Raw genomic sequence first — 23,018 nt, forward strand, 5'->3', positions numbered from 1 at the left:
ATTCGTACCAGCCTCGCATTACGCTACAAAGCGCAGGCGCAAAAAAGCCGGCTATAAGCCGGCTCCCTTTTTGATCACGACGCTCATTCAACAATGAGTCTGTCGCGGTTAGCCTCCAGAGTCTTTGCACCGATCCCCTTTACCTGCAGAAGATCGTCCACGGAAGAAAAAGCACCATTGGCATCTCGGTAAGCCACTATGGCCTTGGCCTTCATCTCACCGACTCCAACCATTGCGTCCTGCAAGGTAGTGGCATCGGCTTTGTTGATGTCTACTTTCTTGGCCACCTGCTGAGCCGCGGTTTTCAATGGCTCATTCTTCGCTGGCGCCTCAACAGCGATAGCAGAACCAGCGAAGCCGAGAAGTACGAACAGCAGGGAAAGAACCCGTACGAGCATCATCACTTAAATCTCCATGTGGCTAACGTGAGGGCGGTACTCCTTAATCCGCCGAGCCAAGCTAGTCATTCGGGAGAGTAGACTCAACTTCTCGTTGCTGATGAATCCAGTCAACAATTTCCTCCTGTGGAGAGTAACCATTGACGGTCTCGCGTAGGATTTGACGAACCATCCTGTAATCATCTCTTTCGACAGCATCTAACAGGCGCTCAATAACAGTCTTTAGCTCCCCCCAAGGCAGATGCTCCTCATTAGCACGCATGATCATTGGATGATCGGTCGTGCTGACATTCTCACCAATAAGCAGCTCCTCATAGAGCTTCTCACCTGGGCGTAACCCAGTGAACTCAATGGCGATATCTCCGCTGGGATCATCTTCGTTACGGACACTGAGCCCCGATAAACGAATCATCTTTTCTGCCAGTTCGGCAATCTTGACGGGCTGCCCCATGTCAAGAACGAACACATCACCACCCCGTCCCATCGATCCCGCCTGAATAACCAACTGGGCAGCCTCAGGGATCGTCATGAAGTAGCGGGTGATATTGGGGTGAGTTACTGTGACCGGCCCACCTCGCTTGATCTGTTCGCGGAACAAGGGAATTACCGAGCCGGACGATCCCAACACATTACCGAATCGAACCATAGTGAACCGAGTCTTGTTTTGATTGCTGCGCGCCCCCTGGTTAAGCAACACCGGTGCGGCTTCGCAGCTCAACGCCTGCAGCACCATTTCCGAGAGACGTTTAGTACTACCCATGACATTGGTGGGTCGCACCGCCTTATCGGTGGAGATCAACACGAAATGCTCCACACCCGACTGGATAGCAGCCTGAGCAGTATTCAAGCTGCCCAGTACATTGTTGAGCACACCCTCGGCGACGTTGTGTTCAACAATCGGAACATGCTTGTAGGCGGCGGCATGGTAGACAGTCTTTACCTTCCAGGTGCACATCACATCCAGCAAGCGCGAGCTATTGCGAATGCTGCCGAGAATTCCAACCAAGCGGACTGATAGGGAGTGCCGACGAATACTCCCCTCAAGCTCACTCTGAATACTATAAAGATTGAATTCACTGTGCTCGAATAAGATCAGCGTGGTCGCACCCGACATCAGAATCTGGCGGCATAGCTCCGAGCCAATCGATCCGCCGGCACCAGTGACCATTACAACCTGCCCGCGGATACAACGCTCAAAGAGTTCCTGACAAGGCGGCACAGCATCTCTCCCCAAGAGGTCAACGATATCGACATCCTGCAAGTCATTTACCTTGACCCGCCCACTCGCCAGGTCCATGAAGCCGGGAATGCTACGCACATGCAGCGGATAGGACTCCAACGAATGAAGAATCTCGCGGCGCCGTGAGCGTGATACCGACGGAAGAGCCAGCAGCACCTCCTCTACCTCCGCCTCATTGATCATCTGCTCAATATCTCTGGGCTTGTACACCTTGAGGCCCGCGATCACCCTGCCCGAGATACTCTCATCGTCATCTATGAATGCGACGGGACGTATCGAGCGACCCATTCTTAATGCAGCAAGCAACTGGTTTCCGGCCGCCCCGGCCCCATAGATCGCCACCTTCGGTAATTGCCCCCCCTGGCGCATCTGGGCCTTCACGGCATACCAGTCCCCCATGAAGAACTGACGCAGCAGCAGCCGCAGGCTCCCGACCAGCATCAGCGACATCCACCAATAGATGAAAACAAGCGAACGCGGCACAAGCACATCAGGCTCGCGCACCCAGTAAGCGAACAGCGCCCATCCAGCAGAAGAAAGCGTCACTGCTTTGAGAATGGTGATAAGCGCATCGTTGCCGAAGTAACGCATCACCGCGCGATACAACCCCATGCGCGTGAAGATAGGAATGGCGATCAGGGGCGCGGCGATAAACAGCCACAAGTGGCTTCCGAATGGATTGACGGTGTCATCCACCCCCAACCTAATGGCGAATGACAGCCACAACGCTACCCAAAGCAGCGCCACATCGACAGCAACTTGCAAAAGGCGCTTGCGACGACGTGAGAGGCCAAGCAGATAGGTACGCAGCCAATTCATGAGGCTTCCAGCTTTTCGAACTGTAAAAAGACAGGGCCCTTCACTCCGAAGAACCAGCGCGAAACTTGACTGCCAATCCCAGCAGCGGAGCATATGCCAAGGTTAAGCCGACAACGCCACTCAGGCCGCCCACACCAACCCAGAGAGCCAAGGGCAACAGCCAGACAAAATTGATCGCTGCCACCCCTAGGGTAACTGGCAAATGCCGGCCGAAGCGCCGCGAAGCAAACTGATAGGCGTGGCTACGATGAGCCTCATAGATCTTGTCACCCCGTAGCAACCGCCTCAACAGCGTATAGGTCGCATCCACTATGAAGACACCGAGTAAGATCAGCCACGCCCACAGCAACACCGCATCAGATGCCGCAGCCTGCAGCGACAAAACACCCAGAGTGACGCCTAGAAATCCACTTCCCGCATCACCCATGAAGATCTTCGCAGACGGAAAATTCCAATACAGGAATCCGGCACTCGCAGCCGCTAAGAGCAGCGGAAAGACGGCAAGATCAGCATGTCCCTTAAGCCAGTAGAGCAACGCCCCGCCCAGGCACACGGTAATCACCTCGACTCCAGCGATACCGTCGATGCCGTCCATAAAGTTATAGAGATTGAGCAACCAGACTAGATAGAACGCCGCAAACACATGGCCAGCCCACCCAAGATCCACAGAGGCACCGAAGAACTGCACAGGCGGCAGCCCTCCTAGCCATACCAGTGCCCAAACTGCAGCACCAAAATGAAAGAGCAGGCGCCAGCGTGCTGCGATATGCCCATGGTCATCGAGAAAGCCAACTATCGCTACCAAAGCCCCCGCTCCCAGCAACGCCAGGGGTGCTCCCCAAGATAGCCCCAGCGCCAGCGTGAGCAAAGGCAGAGCAACCAGGAAGCTAAATACGATGGCTATCCCGCCGCCCCGTGGTGTGGGTACGGAATGTGAACTACGAGAGTTTGGTATATCCATGATGCTGCGTGCCAAAGCATAGCGACGCATCAATCCGGTGATACCAAGGGAAACAACCATAACAATGGGCAAAAGCCACCAGACCACCATCATCAATCCTTCTTTGACGAACGCATACGCCGATACGCCCTACCCGCCTGGATCAACCCGGACTCGGTACTGATAAGCGGTTTCCAACCCAATAGCCGGCGTACCTTAGAACCATCGACAGTCAACGATTCGAACAACTGAGTGTAAATACCCCCTACCCCCAACACCCGACAGACCGACGCAATCAGTGCTGCTGGAAACGAAAATAGGCGCCCGCGCTTACCCATTCCGACGGCTAAGCATCGGATCATATCGGCAGTCGAGACCGGGGGGCCATCCGTGACCACGAACAGCTCATTTGCCGCCGCAGGATGGGTAAGGCAACAGCAGATGATATCGACAAGGTTCTCCAGAGCGATGATGCTCCGTGAGTTAGCCACCTGCGCAAATGGCAGGGGCAGACCCCAATACACGACTCTCAGCAGCCATTTGAAATTCCCAGGGGCGTGCGCTGCGTAGACCAACGGCGGACGAATGATGACTAGCTCTGTAGTGGTACCAGCAAACAGGTCATGCAATGCCCGCTCAGCGTCGAACTTGGAAATCGCATAAGCCGCATGTGGCTCCGGTAGACTCAGTTCGTTGAACGGTTGATGCGCAATCCCTGTACCGTTTACACCAATCGAACTTATAAACACAAAACGCCGAACACCTGCAGCCAAGGCCTGCTTCGCGAGGCAAAGCGCACCATCGACGTTTGTCATGCGCAAATGCGCGAGCCGCTCACCCGCTCCGATATTGCGCACATGGGCAACAGCCGCCGTATGGACCACGACACCTACACCACTCAAAGCCTCCGACCAATCGGTATCGGGCCCTATATTACCGACCGGAAACACATCTACGCCTTTAGCAGGCGACAGGTTCTGGCTACGAACCGATGCGACCACCCACCACCGGGAATCAGCAGCCAAGTGCATCACCAAGCCAGAACCAATAAAGCCGGTCGCTCCGGTGACCAGAACCTTGGTGCGCTCAGCCATTGTCAGGTCCTTTAAACATCAGCGCCCAGCAAACAAGGGCAAAGAACAACTTGTCGCGCAGGCGACGCCGGCACTGCCAGGCACGCAATGACAAACCGAACAACGCCATGCGGTATGACGTGTTCAGACGCGATATCAGGATCAGGTCCCTGGCCTCTAAAATGCTTGAGATCAAACGCACCTGAGCAAGCCACCATCCGTTGAACACTTGATTCACCCGAGACTGAAAGGCCTTAAACCCAGAGTTGACTCCGAATTGATTGTTCTCATGCTGGCGGTACAGCAGCGACGGCGTCGCGTCGATGTACCACCGATACCCCTTGGCACGAGCAAAGGCGTAACAGAACCAGTCGTGCAGAGCGACTTCATCGATAAGTTGCCGGTGATTGATCACGCAGTGCTTTATTGCCCCAGCCAATGCAGAAGTCATCACATAAGTGCAACCTGGGCCGGCGGCCTCGAAGTGGTAATCCCATTTCACCTGCGTCTGGGACTTATTAACCAGAACACGGCGGCCATCAGGCCAGAAGGCCGTAACATTCGACGAGTAGCCATCACAACCCTGAGCCAGGATCTGCTGGCAAGCCCGATCAAGTTTGTTCGGCAGCCAGATATCGTCCTGATCAGCGAACGCAACACAGTCGAAGGGCTGGAGATCGACATCACGCAGGAGGCGAAAAAAATTCTTCGCCGCACCACCAAATGCCTCCCCATAAGCAAGCGGCACGACCCTTGAGTCGGAGTCCGCAAAGTCGCAGATCCAGGCGCCGGTATCGTCACTGGACCTATCGACACTTACGTAGACAGTGACATCTACACCCGCCTGCTCAAGGATCGAATCAAGTTGCTCCCGCAGCCACTGCATACCGTTGTATGCCGCAAGCAACACCGCTACACGTGGCAACGGCAAATCGCTGGAGCTCACAAAAAACTCTTCCTGATAAAGACTAGAAACGACCTGACCGGAAACTTGATCATCTCGAATACATATGCGAACAAATAGTCGGACAGCGGCATTTTTCGCTCTTTACGTAAACCGCGCAAGACGTCTAAACAGCTCTCATGCATCAAACGAACAGATGCAGTCAACCCCGACGATCCAATAGCAGCTTTGAAACCCCCGGCCAGTTCGAGACTCAGCAGGATGTGATTTCCGTTCTTCAAGTTCTCGTACCAACATAAATAATCCTCCATTCGTCGATAGCGATCATCGAACAAGCAGAAACCTTCCCTACGAGCCATAACGGTAGGTGTGAATATCGGATTCCTGTATATGAAACTGCGCCTACCGATACTCTCACCCGATAGGTGCTTATCAATGAAGAAGGGACGCTGCTGCAGATCCGCGATATATCCATGCGCTGTGAGGCGAACTGGATTCTGCTGCATATACATATACTGAATATGGATTTTTTCTGGATGCCAGATATCATCCGCATCCAAAAATGCAATATAAGACGAAGACGCGTTCGCCACCCCTACGTTTCGTGCGTTAGATGGTCCGCGATTGATTTCCAAAGAGATCAACAGGATATTCAACGACCCTCTATAACCGTCAACCAAGCGCGCCAACGCTTCGGGATCGCCACTAGCGTCATCCACGATCACCAACTCACGAACCGCCACTGTCTGCGCAATAACCGACTCGATGCTTCGACCTATTGTCGCCAGTGCATTGAAATAGGGGATGATGACAGAAACATCCGCACTCACTTGCCACCCCTTACTATGAACCCCAACAACTCAGGCTATCGTCAATAGCGCAGTGCAGGACACGCCCGCCATGCACTTCGTGTCAACTAACGACACAACGAATGAAGGAGCGTGAGCTCCTCGGTCAGGTCGAAATGGTGGTTGCCAACAAAGAAGCCATGCGCATCGATATAAGTAGCGTTATCCAACCGCCCGTAGATCGAGTAATCGAACCACTTCATGACCTCATTCTTCGCAAAGTTGCCGCCTACGATGGGGCGAACTTCTATCTCGGCAGCCGTCAGCCTTTCAATAAGCACGGAGCGCGTCACAGGAGCATCTTCCTTCAACACCAGCGAGAAGCCAAACCAACTGCTCTCCCCCACTTCCCTCTGGATAATCAGCCACGGGTGCTCCGCAAATAGCTTCCGAAAAGTTTCCGCATTCTTACGCCGCTCACTGACTAGCATCGGTAGCTTCTTGATTTGCTCCTGCCCAATGGCTCCGCTCATTTCCAACGGACGCAGATTATAGCCGGGAAGCACGAAACGGAACGACTCCTCAAAAGGATTATCGCTCTTCTCGCCACACACATGGTTGAACTTCGGCAGGTTACGGGTCCAACCGTGCGCACGGAGGCACAACAGGATCTCATACAACTCATCATCATCCGTGACAACCAAGCCGCCTTCCATCGTGGCGATATGGTGGCTGAAGAAGCTGCTGTAAGAGCCCATTACACCGAACGTCCCGGCCTGACGACCATTGAGCAGTGCGCCCATCGACTCACAGTTATCCTCCAGAAGAAGGATGTCGCGGTCACCGATAATACGTTCGATTTCGGAAAAATCGTTGATATTGCCCAGCAGGTTCACGGCGAAAATCGCCCTGGTATTTTCCGTAATAGCACCTTCGAGTTGGCGAAGGTCCATGTTCAAGGTTTCTAGATCGATATCGACAAACCGGACCTTGAGGCCGTACTGCTGCAACGGGTAGTAGGTGGTACTCCAAGAAACGGCAGGGACCAAGACTTCATCGCCGGCTTTCAGAGGGTTCTCTTTGCGAAAGAAGAGTGCAGCGATCATCGCCAAATTGGCGGATGACCCAGAGTTCACCATTACGGCGTGCTTGATACCCATAGTCTCGGCGAACTGTTTCTCGAACAGCGACACCTCCTTACCCATGGAAAACATTCCAGAGGCGACAACTCGCTGGATGGCAGCATATTCGGCTTCGTCCCAAGTTGTACTGGCAAGAGAGTATCCCATCAATGCGACTCCTCAATCGTACTCAAATAAAATTTATAAGTTTCTGCCAGACCTGTCTCAAGCGACGTTTCGAAGCTCCAACCCCAAGCTTGCGCGCGCCGGACGTCCGACAACTTTCGTTTCATGCCGACGGGCTTGCTGGTGTCATGAATGAAACCACCTTGGTAGCCAATGACCTTGGCAGCAGCCTGATAATACTCATTGACGGTGTAATCGAAGCCAAGTCCGATGTTGGAAAAGGCTGGAAGCTCTGCAGTGGATCCGACAGCTTTAAGAATCGCCGAGGCGGCATCCTTCACATATAGAAATTCGCGACGTGCCGAACCATCGCCCCATATATCGACTGTGTCATCTCCCCGCTGCTTTGCTACATGCAGCTTGTGAATGATCGATGGAATTAAGTGCGACCAACGAGGATCAAATTTATCATGAGGCCCATACAGGTTGCAGGGAATTATAGTCTTGTAGTTAAAGCCCGGGTTAACTCGAGATAAATATTCTGCTAGCTTTGCCACAGTGATCTTGGCCAGCGCATAAGCCTCATTGGTAGGCTCCAGTGGCCCTCCCAGAAGATCATCCTCACTGAGCGCACTCTCACGATCCCGAGGGTACATACAGGAACTACCAATATTCAGTAAGTTTCTAACTCCCGCTGCCGCTGATGCCATCATGACATTCCGCCCCATATCGAGATTGGCGATGAGAAATTCGACCGGCTCGCGAATATTGGCCTGAATGCCTCCAACTTTTCCTGCTGCGTGAATGACACAGTCCGGGGTGTTCGATAGTAGGTACGACGCTACCGACGCATAGTTAGAAAGATCCAACTGTGCATGCGTTGGGGTGAACCACTCATGAACACTGGCATCTGCGTGCTCAAGAATGTTGCGCCCCAACATACCCGAGGCGCCAGTCAGTAGAATCTTCATTATCTATCGCTCGACGCTAGAGACAATGTTATGCCCGTGGCGAATCAACAAAGACTGCTGCTGAGCAGATTTGAGATCTTCACGAACCATCTCAGCACACATCTCCTGAACCGTAATTTCCGGAGTCCAGCCAAGCAGGTTCTTTGCCTTGGTCGGGTCCCCCAGTAGGGTCTCCACTTCAGCCGGGCGGAAATAACGAGGATCGACACGAAGTACCACATCACCCACTTTGAGCGCCGGAGCTTTGTCACCCTCGATAGCCTCGACTATCGCAATTTCATCCACACCCTGTCCTTTAAAACGCAGAGAAACGCCCAACTCCGCAGCACTCCAGCTAACGAAATCACGCACTGAATACTGCACACCAGTAGCTATAACGAAGTCTTCAGGCTGTTCTTGCTGCAGCATGAGCCATTGCATGCGTACATAGTCCTTGGCATGACCCCAATCCCGAAGCGAATCAAGGTTCCCCATGTAGAGACAGCGCTCAATACCAAGGGCAATATTAGCCAGCCCCCGAGTGATCTTGCGAGTAACAAAAGTCTCACCGCGACGTGGAGACTCATGATTAAAAAGAATACCATTACAGGCGTACATACCGTAAGACTCACGATAGTTAACGGCAATCCAATAAGCGTATAGCTTAGCTACCGCATAAGGTGAGCGTGGATAGAATGGAGTTGTTTCTTTCTGAGGGATCTCCTGAACCAAACCATAGAGTTCCGAAGTAGATGCTTGGTAAAAACGAGTTTTTTTCTCCAATCCCAAGAGACGAACAGCCTCAAGAATACGCAATGTCCCCATAGCGTCAACATCAGCGGTATACTCTGGAGTCTCAAAGCTCACAGCCACATGCGACTGCGCCCCAAGATTATAAATCTCATCAGGCTGAACCTCCTGAATTATACGAGTAAGGCTTGACGCATCAGTCAGATCGCCATAATGCAAGATAAAGCGCTGATTATCCACATGCGGATCCTGGAATATATGATCTACCCGCTGAGTATTAAAGGATGAGGCACGGCGCTTTATGCCATGTACTTCATACCCCTTATCCAGAAGAAACTCAGCAAGATAAGAGCCATCCTGCCCTGTGATACCGGTAATAAGCGCAACCTTTCTCATACACACCTCAAAAACACATAAATTTGCATTTCATCAGCGCCCGTAGCGCCAACGTTTTATTGTAGCGCCAAGGGAGCGCGTCACTGGGATAGATATAAATAACTTCACAGCCAATGACAGAAGAAACGCTTTAAAGTGGAAAGAGCTACTCAAAGCCAAATGAGCACTGCGCCACACAGGCATAGACTGGTACGGAGAGACTTCTAGAATCAGCCTATTTATATTTGTAGAAGCACGATCTCTCAGCAACAGAAAATCTCTATAGTGCGCCAACTCCGCCCTGAGACTTGAAGAAATACCAGGATCATTCAAATGGTAGTTAAGCACTAAGAACATATCTGCATCAGCCACTCTTCTGCTGATACGGTTATAGGAGAAGCTAGCAGCTGAGACCCTATAACTCATCAACTCTCTCCTTATAAACCCCATTCCGCCGCGACTTGCTAAACGCAGCCATACATCGAGGTCAGAAGAGCTTGCAAAATGCTCGTTCCTGAAAGTCACCACCTCTTCCTTAAGCGAGGCTGTTCTAAACAAGACACTGGGGCAAGTAATGAAATTTCCGTACTTATAGACAAGCCTCCGGAACTCCTCCCGAGATAGTACTTTATGTGCACTTAAGCGGAGCTCTTCTGGCAGAAACTTCTTATCTAACTCGACACCATTACCATCGATCAATCTAGCGTGAGTACTCACGGCTGAGCAGGACAAATTCTTTTGCAGAAAAGAAACCTCTATAGCGACAATATCTGAGTCATAGACATCATCCGCATGAAAAATAGCGGTGTAATCACCTTCTGCGGCTTTAATGCACTCATTGAAATTACCTTCCCCGCCAATATTTACAGCCCTTTCCGTCAGTTGGATATTGACACCACGCCGAATGAACTCCTTTACAATTGAGACAGTTGCATCCGTAGAGGCATTATCAAAGACCTTTATGATAAACTCTTTATATGTCTGCCCTAAAATGCTTTCCAATGTAAAACCGATAGTTCTCTCATTATTAAAGCATGGAATACAAATACACACTAAAGGCTGCCGGGGAGTAGAGCAAACATTTGAACACATAATCATAACTCCAAAGCTCGCGCGCCGCCCAACGCTCGAAAATAAAAATAGACCACCATCAAAAAATAAAATCCAAAAGCACTCAAAATTAAAGCTGAGACCAGTGTACTGCCAGATATAGAGTATAGAAAATAAGCAAAAGAAAAGACAGTACCGAACACAAACATGCGTAAAAAACCCGCTATCCGCAATCGAATTTTTAAAATCTTATTCATCTGATAGTACATGACCGCGAACCCCACCCCCCCCATAACCACGATGACACTTGGAATTAGAATATAATAATCAGCAGACCGAGAGGCAAAATAGACACCCAACAAAGTACCGATGCCGCCAACCGCATATGGGACAACCAACTTACGCGTACACATCTTTGAATGTGCTACTGTAGCCAGCAAATTAGTTGCGACCCTAAAAAACTCGGCCCATATTCCAAAAACCAAAAAAATACACGACCGAGAATAAGCCTCACCAACTAAAACAACCATTAAATTCACAGACAAGAACGAAACAAATATCGCCAAAAGAAAATATAATGGCAACAGGCCATTAATTAGTACAGAGAAAAATTCAGAAAACCTATCAGAATCCGCCATACTCCTGTACAGAGCCGGGGAAATCCACTGCATCATTAAGTTCTCGACAGAGCTTGAAACGGCGATTGCAATTGCAAAGCCCACACCAAAATAACCAAGAAACTCTAGCCCCACAAAACGCTCAATGACAAAACGATAAGACTGTCCTTGCATCCACAAGAATAAAATACTTACCGCAAGCGGTAACGTAAACCTGACTATCCCCAACAGACTCTCTATAGACATAGCCGCACGCATGGCCCCAATATCACAAGGCTGTGGCACATAACGCTTCAGAAAGAAAAAAGAAACAATACTTAGCAAAAAGAAAGAACTAACTTGACCCGATACCCACATTATACCCGTAGGCTCATACAGTGTTACTGCAAAGAAAGATAGTAAAACTGCCAGCGCAGCCGAAGCAACAGTCAGGGTAGTAAAAACCACTCGATGCCCAAGCATATTAAGTGCTGGGGCCAGTGTTTGATTCCAAGTATTGACGTATACAAACATAGGCACGACTAGCAAAAGTAGGCCGTGACTAATGCCCCCCGCAATATCGATCAGCGGCAATATAGAGACCACACAGAACGACAAAAAAGCCACACCAACAACATAAAAATTGTAAATAAAAAATCTATTCACTAATTCGCCGGCTGCATACCAAACATGAGTACAGCGATTCACATACTGCCCCAGCGGATTGATCAAGAAAAGCCCAAAAAAATTAGTGATCGTCACAATCACATAGAGATTACCGATCTCAACAGCCGTCAAATAGTGCGTAGACAATTTGATAGAAGCAAGCATGATACCTACTTGCAATACGCGCCCGAAGACGAGTACAAATAGCCCTCGGTGGTTAAGGCTGAGCATCTAAAATAGTCTCCACGACATAGTCGGCAACTATTTCGCTACGGAATGGATCGCTTGCGGAACTCGAGAGAAAACCTTCAATACTATTTAGGTACTCAGCATGACGAGCATCTGTCATATTCTTTAGATAGCTATAGAGTTCGGGATAGCCCGAGAAGTCGCGCTTATCAATAAAACACTCACGAGGAATATGCTCTTCAACATTATTCGCCCCCCAATAAACTGGTACACACCCTGCAAAGAAACTGTCGAATATTTTCTCAGTAATATACCCGGGTATATCCCTTGCATTTTCGTAGCAAATTGAGAATCGATAGCGTTCAAGAACCTCACGCTTCGTACTGGTAATTCCTTTATAAGACTTTAACTGAGGAGCAAGTAATCTACCCAAAAACGGGAAGCGATTGAGCACTCTGAGAAGCTTAGAGCCAGAGAAACAAAACTTGTCCCAACCGAGTCCATAAAAATCAAAATCGCAAAGGTGATATCTCTCAAACCAATCAATTGCCTCACGCCGTTTTGAGTACAACTCTAACTCATGAGAAGATTTTTTATTGCCCGCAATTAACGTGCAAAGCTTTTTATCAGAGCTTATTGGTCTTTTAATAATTACAGGGAAATCATGACAGAAATTAAATTTGAAGTATCTATCATGATCAACCAGACGATCATTCCAAGTAAAAATTCTATTGAATTTCTTATGCTTACCAACATCCCAGTTATCGGGGCGAACCAAGAAGCTTTCATACAGCAATAAAAAAGACTTCGCGTATGCCTCCTCTTTAGGAAGTGCAGCAGGCATTTCATTATAAAGTACTACATCAGAATCCATGGGAAAGTGGATATCGGATGTCGCTAGATCATAACCTCTTTTCCTGAAAGAGGCCTTTAACTCATAAAAAAAACTTAAACAGCTATCACGATTAACTTCAATATCGTCAACATCAAATATTTTGTTGCCATTATAAAAATCACTTACTACCAATGAAGCCTTCTTCATGCGAGGATCTCAAATATTTTTTCTATTCGATTTGAGTAAGCATGATAACACCTTGCTTTCTGTGTGCCGCGCAAACGTATGGCCTCTCGCTCCACATCGTTCCTCAAGTAGTAATTAATCCAAGCAATCGCCTCATCTGGACTGGAGTAGCAAACCACTTCTGTTCCGATCGAAAAATACTCTTCTAGATGAGGAACATAATCAGATAGCTGGAATCCGCCATAGTAAGGAATTTCGAAATTTCTTGCTTTAACCTGTGGACTACTCTTAGAGGCGCGTAGTGCTGACATCAGTGATTTAGTTGATGAAAGCAGATAGCGCACATCGAAACTCGCACTATTGGATATATTTAGATTTATCTTCGTCTTCTTGAAGAGGGCAGTCATCTCTTCGTTGCTTAATGGTCCAGTCGGCCATCCGTTTCCAAAGACCCTAACGTTCAGGCCGCTTTTACTGAGTCGGGATAGAAACCAGGCACGATAAGGATGATACCCTCCAACGAATGAAACATCATATTCATAGTTAGGTGGAGTAATGTCAAAGCGGGTACTATCATCAATCGCAGCCCATTGACTATGAATTATATTATTTTGCCCAAGTTGCTTATAACGAGGAATACTAAATTTATCGGTTGTGATACACCAAGTAAAACTTGACGCATAATATTTTGTGAACGCATCGAAACGCCACTGATCATCTCCAAACCAATTCATTGTAACGTATCTACTAGATAGGTCTTGCAGGGTTTTAACTGAAAACTGATCTTGAAATAAACAGAAAAAAATCAAATCTGGTCGCACAACATCTGCAACCCTTATGAGTTCTATCTGTAATTCATCCGTACGCCGCAGGTAATCATCATAATAAAAAGCCTCAACCACATGCCCTAACCTCTCAAAAGAGGCCTTGAAACCTAACTGCCCAATATAATTGAATCCACGGGACTTGACCCCATAATCATAGAGTAAGTCTACATATAAAATCTTCATTTTCTACTCTTCAAGAAAACTGGAGTAATCAGCAAACTAAGAATACAACCCGGAGAGCGCTGACCTTTATTAAAATATCAGGATAGACTCAAACAACTGAAATAACGAATAGCTTATTAAACCTTGTTGCCAACTTCTCATGGAACTAAAAGCTTAGCAACAAAAATAAAAAAACATCGCGAGCGCCCAGAATCATGAGTGCAATAGCAACTGTTAAAAATCATCTCCTTCTAGAATTGCGGAAACCTCAGCATTCAGTGTATCCAGAGATGAATACTTGGGCTGATAACCAAGCTCTCGAGCTTTCATATTGGTTGAATAATAATTTTGCTTTGACCCCACTACGCCAGTCAAATCACAAACTATCTCATACTGCAATCCATAATTCCTTGCCATCGTCTCAAGCAGTTCAAGCTTACCGATAGGCGCCTTAGTATATGCATCTACTGGGAAATTCCTGCAAGGCGAGGCCAAACAACAACCTATCAACTGAAAGAAATCAGTAGGATGAAGAAAATCACGCGATATAGGCTCTGAAGAAGTCCTAAGAACACTCCCAGATTTTATTGCATTCAGAATATCCACAATAAAAAAGCGTGAACCTAGACCTTGATATCGACTAAAATAATTAAATACCCTAACATCGATAATAGATAAATTCCTCAAGGAACGATGACGCACCTCGGCATGCAACTTAGCGATAGAATAGTAGTTCTGCAGGGTTATATGATTTACATCATAGCTAGCAACTGATGTAGCATCAGCGGGCTCGGAAAAACTGCCTCCATATACAGCACCACTGGAGATAAATATGTAGCGCCGCATTGGGTTTTTTAGCAACTGGCTAATTATTAAATCATCAAATCTCAGTGTTATATCTAGTATATCTCCGCCCATCTGGGCTGCCCGCGATGGATCACCTACACCTACGAAATTTATGACGACATCATGTTGATGCTTTCCGTATTCGCCATACAGGTACACGGGAAAACGATCTGCCAACCCAATCTCATCAAGCCAATTCGTCATCGCCTGAACATCACGCACAAACAGTATCAATTCATAGATAGCGTTTAATGCATTCAGGCGAATAAAATCTTTGGCAATCTGGCTACTCGCACCTACTAGGGCAATACAAACCACTGCAAATACCTCATCGAATTCGGGACGACTATATTCACGCCTTAGTAATACTAAAGACTTTTATCATTGGATCTTCTCACGTCAATCACGCGCGACAGACCTCAACGCATAGCTTAACTAGAGCCTAGGTGACTGCTCATCTATCGGTCGCCCAAATTCGAGACGAGGCCGACACTCTCTCGCATCACTCATATGCAGCTCTACCAGCATCGGCCGCGGTGACTCGACAAAGGCGTTAACGACTTCAATAAAAGCATCCAAAGAAATCACTGTCAGCGACTCAACCCCGTAGGCCTCGCCAATGGCGCGAAACTGTGATGTGTAGCCATCCCAATACGTAGATGAGCTTCTGCCCTCGAAGTACATGTCTTGGAAGCCACGCACCATTCCTAGGGAATGGTTGTTGAGCACGAGCGTGAGAATCGGCAGCCTTTCACGAGCGACAATATCCAGCTCTTGAATATTGAGCTGTGCACCACCATCACCTGTAATTGCAATTACGGGCCGTTTCGACGCGTAGCAAACACCAATTGCACTTGGGATAGCGAACCCCATGGCACCTAGGCCACCAGAGTGATGGGCAGCCTGGTTTTCACCTAGACGGAGAGTATGGGCTGCCCACATTTGGTTATTACCAACATCCGCCACAAACTCAACCGCCCACCCATCACAAAGAGTATTGAGCGTTGAAAAGAGCTTAAACGGACTTATACTCCAATCTTCGTACTCATCAATGAAGGTTTCTTGAAAAACCTGGCACAGAGTTTCTTTCCAGCCAGCCCATGACCCCGGCAAAACGGCTTGTTGAACAAAATCGGCAAAAAACACATCCAGATCACATTGATGGGAATAATCGGCAACAATCCGATTATTCAATTGCCCTGGATCTATATCGATCTGAATAATCTTTGCCTTGCGAGCAAAATCGGATACTTGGGCACCCGTTTGCCTTACATCCAGGCGACTGCCAAGCACAATCAGGAGATCGCAGTTCTGTACTGCGAAATTTGCTGCCCTCGTACCATAGGCACCGACCATCCCAAAATAGTTCTCAGATGCCGTAACTTTCTCAGCCCCTTTCAAACTGGAAACGAAAGGAATACTCAACGTGTTGATCGCCACTAACCAATCCGCAAAATGCTCGGCGTTTACAGCCCCACCGCCTATAAGGAACAAAGGGCTTGAAGCGGCTTGCAGTTTCTGAAGTACATCGCCGACGGGAGACTTTAAATATACTCCATGCTCCTTTTTCCTCGGACCATATGAATCAAGAGCAGTATCGTCCACTTCGGCGCGCTGGATATCCATTGGGATATCCAGCAATACGGGACCTGGGCGCCCCTCTCTCGCGATATCAATCGCCTTTTGCAAGCAGGGAATGAGTTCGTCGACATGACTTATCTTGCGCGCATACTTGGTGATGCTCCGCACAAGCTCGACGCTGTCTAGTTCCTGAAAACCCTGTTGTCGGATTTCCCGGTCTCCCTTGGCCTCATGGGTATTAACTTGCCCCGTTATGAACAAACAAGGGTGGCTGTCCAACCAGCAATCAGCGATGCCAGTAATGAGATTGGTAGCACCCGGCCCGCTGGTACCAAGTGCCACGCCCATTATCTGGTTATTGGTCGCCCGAGAGACAGCTCCCGCCGCAAAAGCGGCAGCTTGTTCATGGTGCACGGACACGAGCTTGGTAGCACCCAGGAGATTGATACTATCAACTAGATGGGCAATCATCCCACCGATGAGTTCGAAGCCAAACAGCACATCATTTTTGGCAAGGACTTTCGCAACCGCATCCGACGCCTTCATTCAGAACCCAATCCCGAAAAACTCTTCGAATTTCTCTCCGATAAAATCGAAGTGCTCTTGGCTCAGGCCAGGGTATATGCCCAGCCAGAACGTCTGGTTCATAGTCCTATCGGTATTGACCAAGCTACCGACCACACGGTATTCAAGATTCTGGAAGTAGGGCTGGCGAGTGAGATTACCAGCGAACAACAACCTAGTACCGACCTTGTGCTGATCGAGGAACTTCAGCAGGTCAACTCGCTGAACACCACTACTTTCTTTCAGCGTAACCGGAAAACCGAACCAAGAAGGATCGCTGTTAGGTGTTGCCTTAGCGATTTCTAGGAAATCGCTAAGGCCAGCAAGACGCGTCTTGAGCAACTCAAAGTTTCGCTTGCGAGTCTCGATGAACTCCTGCGCACGCTCCAGCTGAGCCAGACCACAGGCAGCCTGCATATCCGTAATTTTCAGGTTGTAACCTAGATGGGCGTACACATACTTGTGATCATAGCCCTTAGGCAAGCTACCCAGCTGCTGGCCAAAACGGTCCCCACATGTGTTGTCGCAACCTGGCGCGCAATAACAATCGCGCCCCCAATCACGGAAGGACTCCGCGATCGTTTTCAATTGGGCATTGTTGGTGAATACCGCTCCTCCCTCACCCATTGTAATATGGTGCGCCGGGTAGAAGCTCAACGTGGAGATGTCGCCAAAGCTGCCAACCAACTTGCCGTCGTAAGTCGCACCGAGGGCATCGCAGCAGTCCTCGACCAGCCATAGGTTGTACTTCTCGCAGAGTGCCTTGACCTTTCCCAGATCAAATGGATTCCCAAGGGTATGGGCCAACATGATGGCCTTAGTTTTTGGCGTGATGGCGGCTTCGATCAGCTCAGGATCGATGTTATGGGTTGCCATATCCACATCTACGAACACCGGAACTGCGCCGAACTGGACGATCGGGTTCACGGTAGTGGGGAAACCAGCAGCCACTCCGATGATCTCGTCGCCTTTCTTGATGGCCCGATCCCCCAGTTTGGGCGATGTCAGAGCGCTGAAAGCGATCAAGTTGGCCGAAGAGCCGGAGTTGACCGACAGCAGATACTTCACACCAAGGAATTCAGCCAACTTTTTTTCGAATTCCGCATTGAAACGTCCAGTGGTCAGCCAGCCGTCAAGCGAAGCCTCCACCATCAGTTGCAGTTCACGCGCACCGATCACTTTGCCAGATGGAGGAATAGCGCTTTCACCGGCAACGAAGGGCTTGGGTGCTAACGCCGACAGAGCATACTGCTCGACTAGCTTGCTGATTTCATTGCGGAGGATATCGGGAGTCATGAATCTACCTGCGTTTAACAATTCGAGAGGTGCGTAGTTCAGTTCAACCACGCGGTGCAGCCATGTCCGCCATATAGGCATCGATCTCGGCAATACAAGCGGCACGCATGTCACCACCCTGCAACCAGGTACGCTGCCAATCGACAATGCGGTCCAGAGTCGTCTCCAGCGTCCAGGAGGGAGACCAGCCCAGGCGGCTACGTGCCTTAGAAATGTCCAGCTTCAGGTAGCGCGCTTCGTGCGGCTGCGGACTTTCGTCCAACTGCCAGCGGGCGTTGCCCCCCCAGTTCCGCACCATATGATCGAGAATCCACTCTACAGTACGAGCATCTTCGTCACGTGGGCCGAAGTTCCACCCTTGAGCAACGGCCTGCCCATCACTCCACAAGCGTTGGGCCAGTACCAAATAACCACTGAGCGGCTCCAGCACGTGCTGCCAAGGCCTTGTCGATAGTGGGTTGCGAACAGTAACTGCAACCCCCTCTGCAAAGGCCCTAAGAATATCAGGAATCAGACGATCCTCAGCCCAATCCCCTCCACCAATCACATTACCGGCACGAACGGAAGCGATGGCCGGTGCAGACGGATCACTGAAAAACGAGCTGCGGTATGCGGCTGTCACCAACTCTACGCAACCCTTGCTGCTGCTGTAGGGATCATGCCCACCCATCGGCTCACTCTCACGATACCCCCACTCCCATTCCTGATTTTCGTAGCATTTGTCGGTCGTGACATTAACTACCGCACGTAAATTGCTGCACTGACGTGCTGCCTCCAACACGTGCACAGTCCCCATGACGTTAGTAGCATAAGTCTGCACGGGCTCCCGATAGGAAAGACGTACCAGAGGTTGCGCCGCCATGTGAATAAGCACCTCTGGATTGAACGCTCGCATGCTATGGACAATGTCCCTGAGATCGCGAATATCACCAATTCGTGATAGCATGCCCTTTCCGACCCTTGCTACCTCATACAGGGCAGGGCTCGTTGGCGGGCTAAGAGCAAACCCCTGTACCTGTGCCCCCATGCTCTGCAGCCATAGCGACAGCCAACTGCCCTTGAAGCCAGTGTGGCCGGTTAGAAATACTTTCTTGCCCTGCCAGAAAGCAGGTGAAACCTTCGCGCTCATGCTTATTCCCAAGACTTCCAAGGCGCTTTACCGTTCTGCCAAAGCTCCTCCAATAGATGCTTGTCGCGCAAGGTGTCCATTGGCTGCCAAAAGCCTTGGTGCTCATAGGCCATAAGCTCGCCCTCCTCAGCCAACCTCATCAAAGGCTCCTGCTCCCAGATGGTTGCATCGCCAGCCAAATAAGCAAGAACCTTGGGGCTGAGCACGAAGAAGCCACCATTGATCATAGCGCCATCCCCTTTGGGTTTTTCCTTGAAGTTCATGACTTGCTTATTTTCAATATCCAAAGCGCCGAAGCGGCCTGGCGGGTAGGTTGCAGTCAGCGTAGCGCTTTTGCCATGCGAGCGATGGAATTTAATCGTCTCGGCTATATCGATATTGCCAATGCCATCGCCATATGTGAAACAGAAAGCATCTTCGTCTTTCAAGTAATCTGCAACGCGCAGCAATCGCCCCCCCGTCATTGAGTGCTCTCCGGTGTCCACAAGAGTAACCGTCCAAGGCTCGGCGCGCCGATTGTGCACTTGCATACTATTATCTTGCATATGAAACGTCACATCGGACATATGCAGAAAATAATTTGCAAAATACTCCTTAATAACATACCCCTTATAACCACAACAAATAATGAACTCATTCACCCCATAGGCAGAGTACATCTTCATAATATGCCAAAGTATCGGCTTACCGCCGATCTCAACCATTGGCTTTGGGCGCGTACCAGTTTCTTCGCTAAGGCGTGTACCCAGACCACCCGCCAGTATAACTGCCTTCATAGCCTCTCCAAACCCTATAAACTTGAACTTACAAATGCATCGGAATAGAATTTATTTTTATCCAATCCTGCCGCGAGCATTGATTCAAGCGCACTACGAATCATCACATCCGAACCGCACGCATATACTTCAGCACTAGTAAGATCTATAGAATCAGCGAGCACAGCTTGCTGAACATAGCCTGTTCGGCCTTTAAATGTACTGCAACGAGAAAGGACAGGCGTGAAAAAGAGTGGCAACTTGGGGAAATCTGGCCGCCAATAAATATCCTTTTCAATACGCCCCCCCCAATAGAGATATATTTGATCATATTGCTTACATGCAGTATCGGCAGCTAACTGCTCAAGAATCGCCTTTAACGGAGCGATTCCAGTTCCTGTGGCCAATAGAACCAGACTTTTAGCAACTCCGCTACGCAAGCAAAAGGTTCCCAGAGCCCCCTCAAGACGGAGAAGATCGTTAACTTTTGCCTCACCGAACCAGTATTGACTCATGCGCCCCCCATCTACTTTTCGGATATGCAGAGCAATTTTGCCATCTTCTCTTCTCGCGTTGGCTATAGAGTAACTGCGACGTATTCCACTGACACCGATAACATCTATGTACTGGCCCGGTAGATACTCAAGCTTGCTTGCAGGCGGAGTACGCAGAACGACCTCTAATACATCATCTGAAAGATATCTAAGAGCATCAATACGACAGGGCAGCGTCTTGGCGCTGACGATACCAAGTTCGCCCAGATCTTCCGCTGCAAGTAGGACATCGCCGATAGCGGTGCGGCAGCACGTCAGAATATAGCCATCACTAGAATCTGTATCAGCAAGAGAGTCCTCTGGTACAAGCGCTTCGGTAGCACCTTGCTCAACCTTTACGCGACACACACCACAACGACCAGTACGACAACTATGCTCCAGCAGAACACCCTGCCTTACTGCTGCGGAAAGAATAGTCTGCCCTTCATCTACATCAAAAGACCTTCCATTAGAAAGGAAAACTTTATTGGTCATTTCTTACAATACCCATTACATGCGGCGAGGCAGGAAGGAGAGTCAATTTGTGATATAACCTGCCTCTCACACTTAATATATATCAACCATCTTTTCCATCGCCCACAGGAGACGGCACTACATCATTCCGACCATAGATATCGTCGAAACGTACAATGTCATCCTCCCCAAGATAGTGCCCAGACTGCACCTCAATAATCTCCAAAGGTGTGGTGCCCGGGTTCGCCAGTCGGTGAACCTCACCAAGAGGAATGTAGGTCGACTGATTCTCTTGAAGTAAAATCGTCAGATCACCGCAAGTAACCTCAGCCACGCCTTGCACGACCACCCAATGCTCTGCACGATAATTATGCTTCTGCAAACTGAGACTAGCCTTGGGTTTCACCCGAATACGCTTGACCTTGAAGCGACCACCTTCATCGATACTGTCATACCACCCCCAAGGTCGATGCACCTTACGATGCGAGCAATGCTCCTCGCGGCTTTGTTGATTGAGCGCACTAACGATATGCCTAACTTCTTGGCTACGCGCCTTATCCACAACCAGAACAGCGTCAGCAGTTTCAACTACTACCAGATTCTCCACACCCACCAGCGCAACAAGCCGACTACTGGCATGAACTAGGGAGTTTTGACTATCCGTGATAAGCACATCACCCTGAAACGCATTGCCGAATTCATTTTTTGGCAGCACATCCCAGACTGCATCCCAAGCTCCCAGATCACTCCAACCTGCATCAAGAGGCACCATTCTAATCGGATGCACGCTACCAGGACACTTCTCGATTACCGAGTAATCGATGGACTCACTGGGTATAGCCCTAAACGCAGCAGGATCAGGGCGAATAAAGCGACTGTCACAGCGCCTCCCCTCCCACGCGGCAGTGGTTGCCTGAGCTATATCCGGCCGAAACGCTTGCAACGCAGCTAGCCATACAGAAGCCCTCAATACGAATAGGCCAGCATTCCAGAAATAGCCACCGTTCTTTAGATATCGCTCAGCAGTATGCCTATCTGGCTTTTCCACAAAACGCTCGACCATGGCGGCAAGCTCGTCAGTTGACTGAACCTTAATGTACCCATAGCCGGTTTCTGGCTTGTTAGGAGTGATACCAAGAATGACGATGTCGCCAGCAGCGGCACACTCCAATGCCCGATGAATAGAACGATGGAAAGCCTCTATGTCCAATATTGTCTGATCGGCGGGCGACACCATCAGAATAGGGTCATCCCACTCTGCAAGAGCCTCAAGCGCGGCAAGCGTAAGAGCGGGCGCTGTATTACGCCCCACAGGCTCAAGTATCAATGAAGCGCGCTCAACACCCATTTCGCGCAACTGCTCTTGCGCGAGGAAGCGGTGCTCCTCATGACAGACCACATAAGGCATGGGATCTGAGTAAAGCATCCCAGTCACCCCACAAAGGCGAGAGACAGACTGCTGGAATAGGCTTTCACTACCCGATAAGCACAGGAATTGTTTAGGGAACCCCGAGCGAGATAGAGGCCATAAGCGTGTTCCCGAACCACCACAAAGGATGACGGGCTGAATTCGAAGAGATGACTGCATTTAGGACAACCTTGCCATGGCGATACCTGAGAAAGGAGACACCAACCGCAGTTGTGCACACTTTCATCGCAAAAAACTGAAGAAAAAGCTTTCCTCAAGAAAATTGACTCAGCACTGTAAAAGTAACCATTTCAAACCAAAGCTTCAGGCACACAAAAATATATAGCGCAGATATTTCAACCACTTACAGTGCACCACTGAAATCTTACAAAAATAAATTACAAGCAAATAAACCAAGGAAATTCACACCAATTTAA

At 49.3% G+C, this 23,018-nt stretch carries 20 protein-coding genes; all 20 read right to left on the bottom strand.

The window, feature by feature from the left end; all coding sequences use genetic code 11:
• Positions 1-83: 83 nt before the first annotated feature.
• The 20 genes from A9G05_RS10560 to A9G05_RS26530 all read right to left on the bottom strand — a co-directional run bounded on the left by A9G05_RS10560 (position 84) and on the right by A9G05_RS26530 (position 22,761).
• The gene (locus A9G05_RS10560) at positions 84-401 is read right to left on the bottom strand and encodes a helix-hairpin-helix domain-containing protein (protein WP_069560926.1); all 318 of its coding nucleotides are present in this window, start codon (positions 399-401) and stop codon (positions 84-86) included.
• 58 nt (positions 402-459) lie between these two features.
• The gene (locus A9G05_RS10565) at positions 460-2,457 is read right to left on the bottom strand and encodes a nucleoside-diphosphate sugar epimerase/dehydratase (RefSeq protein ID WP_069560927.1); all 1,998 of its coding nucleotides are present in this window, start codon (positions 2,455-2,457) and stop codon (positions 460-462) included.
• A 40-nt stretch (positions 2,458-2,497) separates the two neighbouring features.
• The gene (locus tag A9G05_RS10570) at positions 2,498-3,508 is read right to left on the bottom strand and encodes a glycosyltransferase family 4 protein (RefSeq protein WP_069561011.1); all 1,011 of its coding nucleotides are present in this window, start codon (positions 3,506-3,508) and stop codon (positions 2,498-2,500) included.
• A 2-nt stretch (positions 3,509-3,510) separates the two neighbouring features.
• Positions 3,511-4,491, bottom strand: coding sequence for an NAD-dependent epimerase/dehydratase family protein (locus A9G05_RS10575; RefSeq protein ID WP_069560928.1), 981 nt, complete (start codon positions 4,489-4,491; stop codon positions 3,511-3,513).
• Positions 4,484-5,416 (bottom strand): glycosyltransferase, encoded by a 933-nt coding sequence (locus A9G05_RS10580; RefSeq protein WP_256548350.1) that lies wholly within the window; start codon positions 5,414-5,416, stop codon positions 4,484-4,486. The genes A9G05_RS10575 and A9G05_RS10580 overlap by 8 nt, the downstream gene beginning before the upstream one ends.
• Entirely contained in the window at positions 5,413-6,204 is a 792-nt protein-coding gene (locus tag A9G05_RS26510) for a glycosyltransferase family 2 protein (protein WP_083272538.1), read from the bottom strand. The genes A9G05_RS10580 and A9G05_RS26510 overlap by 4 nt, the downstream gene beginning before the upstream one ends.
• A gap of 86 nt (positions 6,205-6,290) precedes the next feature.
• Positions 6,291-7,451 carry a DegT/DnrJ/EryC1/StrS aminotransferase family protein gene (locus A9G05_RS10585; RefSeq protein WP_069560929.1) on the bottom strand — a complete coding sequence of 387 codons (1,161 nt, stop codon included), beginning with the start codon at positions 7,449-7,451 and terminating at the stop codon, positions 6,291-6,293.
• Positions 7,451-8,380, bottom strand: coding sequence for a GDP-L-fucose synthase (locus A9G05_RS26515; protein ID WP_083272539.1), 930 nt, complete (start codon positions 8,378-8,380; stop codon positions 7,451-7,453). Before A9G05_RS26515 ends, A9G05_RS10585 begins: the two co-directional genes overlap by 1 nt.
• Before the next feature lie 3 nt (positions 8,381-8,383).
• A complete protein-coding gene (gene gmd, locus A9G05_RS10590; RefSeq protein ID WP_069560930.1) occupies positions 8,384-9,505 on the bottom strand; it encodes a GDP-mannose 4,6-dehydratase in 1,122 nt (373 codons plus the stop codon).
• Positions 9,506-9,538: 33 nt separating this feature from the next.
• Positions 9,539-10,582 (bottom strand): glycosyltransferase, encoded by a 1,044-nt coding sequence (locus A9G05_RS26520; protein WP_083272540.1) that lies wholly within the window; start codon positions 10,580-10,582, stop codon positions 9,539-9,541.
• Entirely contained in the window at positions 10,579-12,027 is a 1,449-nt protein-coding gene (locus tag A9G05_RS27195) for a lipopolysaccharide biosynthesis protein (RefSeq protein WP_139131125.1), read from the bottom strand. Before A9G05_RS27195 ends, A9G05_RS26520 begins: the two co-directional genes overlap by 4 nt.
• Entirely contained in the window at positions 12,014-13,027 is a 1,014-nt protein-coding gene (locus A9G05_RS10595) for a glycosyltransferase family 10 domain-containing protein (RefSeq protein ID WP_069560931.1), read from the bottom strand. Before A9G05_RS10595 ends, A9G05_RS27195 begins: the two co-directional genes overlap by 14 nt.
• Entirely contained in the window at positions 13,024-14,016 is a 993-nt protein-coding gene (locus tag A9G05_RS10600; protein ID WP_069560932.1) for a glycosyltransferase, read from the bottom strand. Before A9G05_RS10600 ends, A9G05_RS10595 begins: the two co-directional genes overlap by 4 nt.
• Before the next feature lie 213 nt (positions 14,017-14,229).
• Positions 14,230-15,159, bottom strand: coding sequence for an NAD(P)-dependent oxidoreductase (locus tag A9G05_RS10605; protein ID WP_069560933.1), 930 nt, complete (start codon positions 15,157-15,159; stop codon positions 14,230-14,232).
• A gap of 117 nt (positions 15,160-15,276) precedes the next feature.
• Entirely contained in the window at positions 15,277-16,968 is a 1,692-nt protein-coding gene (locus A9G05_RS10610) for a thiamine pyrophosphate-binding protein (protein WP_069560934.1), read from the bottom strand.
• A complete protein-coding gene (gene rfbH / locus A9G05_RS10615; RefSeq protein WP_069560935.1) occupies positions 16,969-18,282 on the bottom strand; it encodes a lipopolysaccharide biosynthesis protein RfbH in 1,314 nt (437 codons plus the stop codon).
• Positions 18,283-18,325: 43 nt separating this feature from the next.
• Positions 18,326-19,411: a CDP-glucose 4,6-dehydratase gene (rfbG, locus tag A9G05_RS10620; RefSeq protein WP_069560936.1), complete on the bottom strand. Its 1,086-nt coding sequence runs from the start codon at positions 19,409-19,411 to the stop codon at positions 18,326-18,328.
• A 2-nt stretch (positions 19,412-19,413) separates the two neighbouring features.
• The gene (gene rfbF / locus A9G05_RS10625) at positions 19,414-20,187 is read right to left on the bottom strand and encodes a glucose-1-phosphate cytidylyltransferase (protein WP_069560937.1); all 774 of its coding nucleotides are present in this window, start codon (positions 20,185-20,187) and stop codon (positions 19,414-19,416) included.
• A gap of 14 nt (positions 20,188-20,201) precedes the next feature.
• Positions 20,202-21,194 (bottom strand): FAD-binding oxidoreductase, encoded by a 993-nt coding sequence (locus A9G05_RS26525; RefSeq protein WP_083272541.1) that lies wholly within the window; start codon positions 21,192-21,194, stop codon positions 20,202-20,204.
• 82 nt (positions 21,195-21,276) lie between these two features.
• Positions 21,277-22,761 carry a mannose-1-phosphate guanylyltransferase/mannose-6-phosphate isomerase gene (locus tag A9G05_RS26530; RefSeq protein ID WP_083272542.1) on the bottom strand — a complete coding sequence of 495 codons (1,485 nt, stop codon included), beginning with the start codon at positions 22,759-22,761 and terminating at the stop codon, positions 21,277-21,279.
• Positions 22,762-23,018: the final 257 nt, after the last annotated feature.

This window comes from Pseudomonas sp. ENNP23 (assembly GCF_001728945.1).
Lineage (GTDB): Bacteria > Pseudomonadota > Gammaproteobacteria > Pseudomonadales > Pseudomonadaceae > Metapseudomonas > Metapseudomonas otitidis.

Bases quoted from the DNA above. Each gene is read 5' to 3' on its own strand.
- A9G05_RS10610 (WP_069560934.1), bottom strand. From the start codon at position 16,968: ATGAAGGCGTCGGATGCGGTTGCGAAAGTCCTTGCCAAAAATGATGTG.
- A9G05_RS26525 (WP_083272541.1), bottom strand. From the start codon at position 21,194: ATGACCAATAAAGTTTTCCTTTCTAATGGAAGGTCTTTTGATGTAGAT.
- A9G05_RS10560 (WP_069560926.1), bottom strand. From the start codon at position 401: ATGATGCTCGTACGGGTTCTTTCCCTGCTGTTCGTACTTCTCGGCTTC.
- rfbF (WP_069560937.1), bottom strand. From the start codon at position 20,187: ATGAAGGCAGTTATACTGGCGGGTGGTCTGGGTACACGCCTTAGCGAA.
- A9G05_RS10565 (WP_069560927.1), bottom strand. From the start codon at position 2,457: ATGAATTGGCTGCGTACCTATCTGCTTGGCCTCTCACGTCGTCGCAAG.
- A9G05_RS10585 (WP_069560929.1), bottom strand. From the start codon at position 7,451: ATGGGATACTCTCTTGCCAGTACAACTTGGGACGAAGCCGAATATGCT.
- A9G05_RS26530 (WP_083272542.1), bottom strand. From the start codon at position 22,761: ATGCAGTCATCTCTTCGAATTCAGCCCGTCATCCTTTGTGGTGGTTCG.
- A9G05_RS27195 (WP_139131125.1), bottom strand. From the start codon at position 12,027: ATGCTCAGCCTTAACCACCGAGGGCTATTTGTACTCGTCTTCGGGCGC.
- A9G05_RS10570 (WP_069561011.1), bottom strand. From the start codon at position 3,508: ATGGTGGTCTGGTGGCTTTTGCCCATTGTTATGGTTGTTTCCCTTGGT.
- gmd (WP_069560930.1), bottom strand. From the start codon at position 9,505: ATGAGAAAGGTTGCGCTTATTACCGGTATCACAGGGCAGGATGGCTCT.
- rfbG (WP_069560936.1), bottom strand. From the start codon at position 19,411: ATGAGCGCGAAGGTTTCACCTGCTTTCTGGCAGGGCAAGAAAGTATTT.
- A9G05_RS10575 (WP_069560928.1), bottom strand. From the start codon at position 4,491: ATGGCTGAGCGCACCAAGGTTCTGGTCACCGGAGCGACCGGCTTTATT.
- A9G05_RS26520 (WP_083272540.1), bottom strand. From the start codon at position 10,582: ATGATTATGTGTTCAAATGTTTGCTCTACTCCCCGGCAGCCTTTAGTG.
- A9G05_RS10595 (WP_069560931.1), bottom strand. From the start codon at position 13,027: ATGAAGAAGGCTTCATTGGTAGTAAGTGATTTTTATAATGGCAACAAA.
- rfbH (WP_069560935.1), bottom strand. From the start codon at position 18,282: ATGACTCCCGATATCCTCCGCAATGAAATCAGCAAGCTAGTCGAGCAG.
- A9G05_RS26515 (WP_083272539.1), bottom strand. From the start codon at position 8,380: ATGAAGATTCTACTGACTGGCGCCTCGGGTATGTTGGGGCGCAACATT.
- A9G05_RS10600 (WP_069560932.1), bottom strand. From the start codon at position 14,016: ATGAAGATTTTATATGTAGACTTACTCTATGATTATGGGGTCAAGTCC.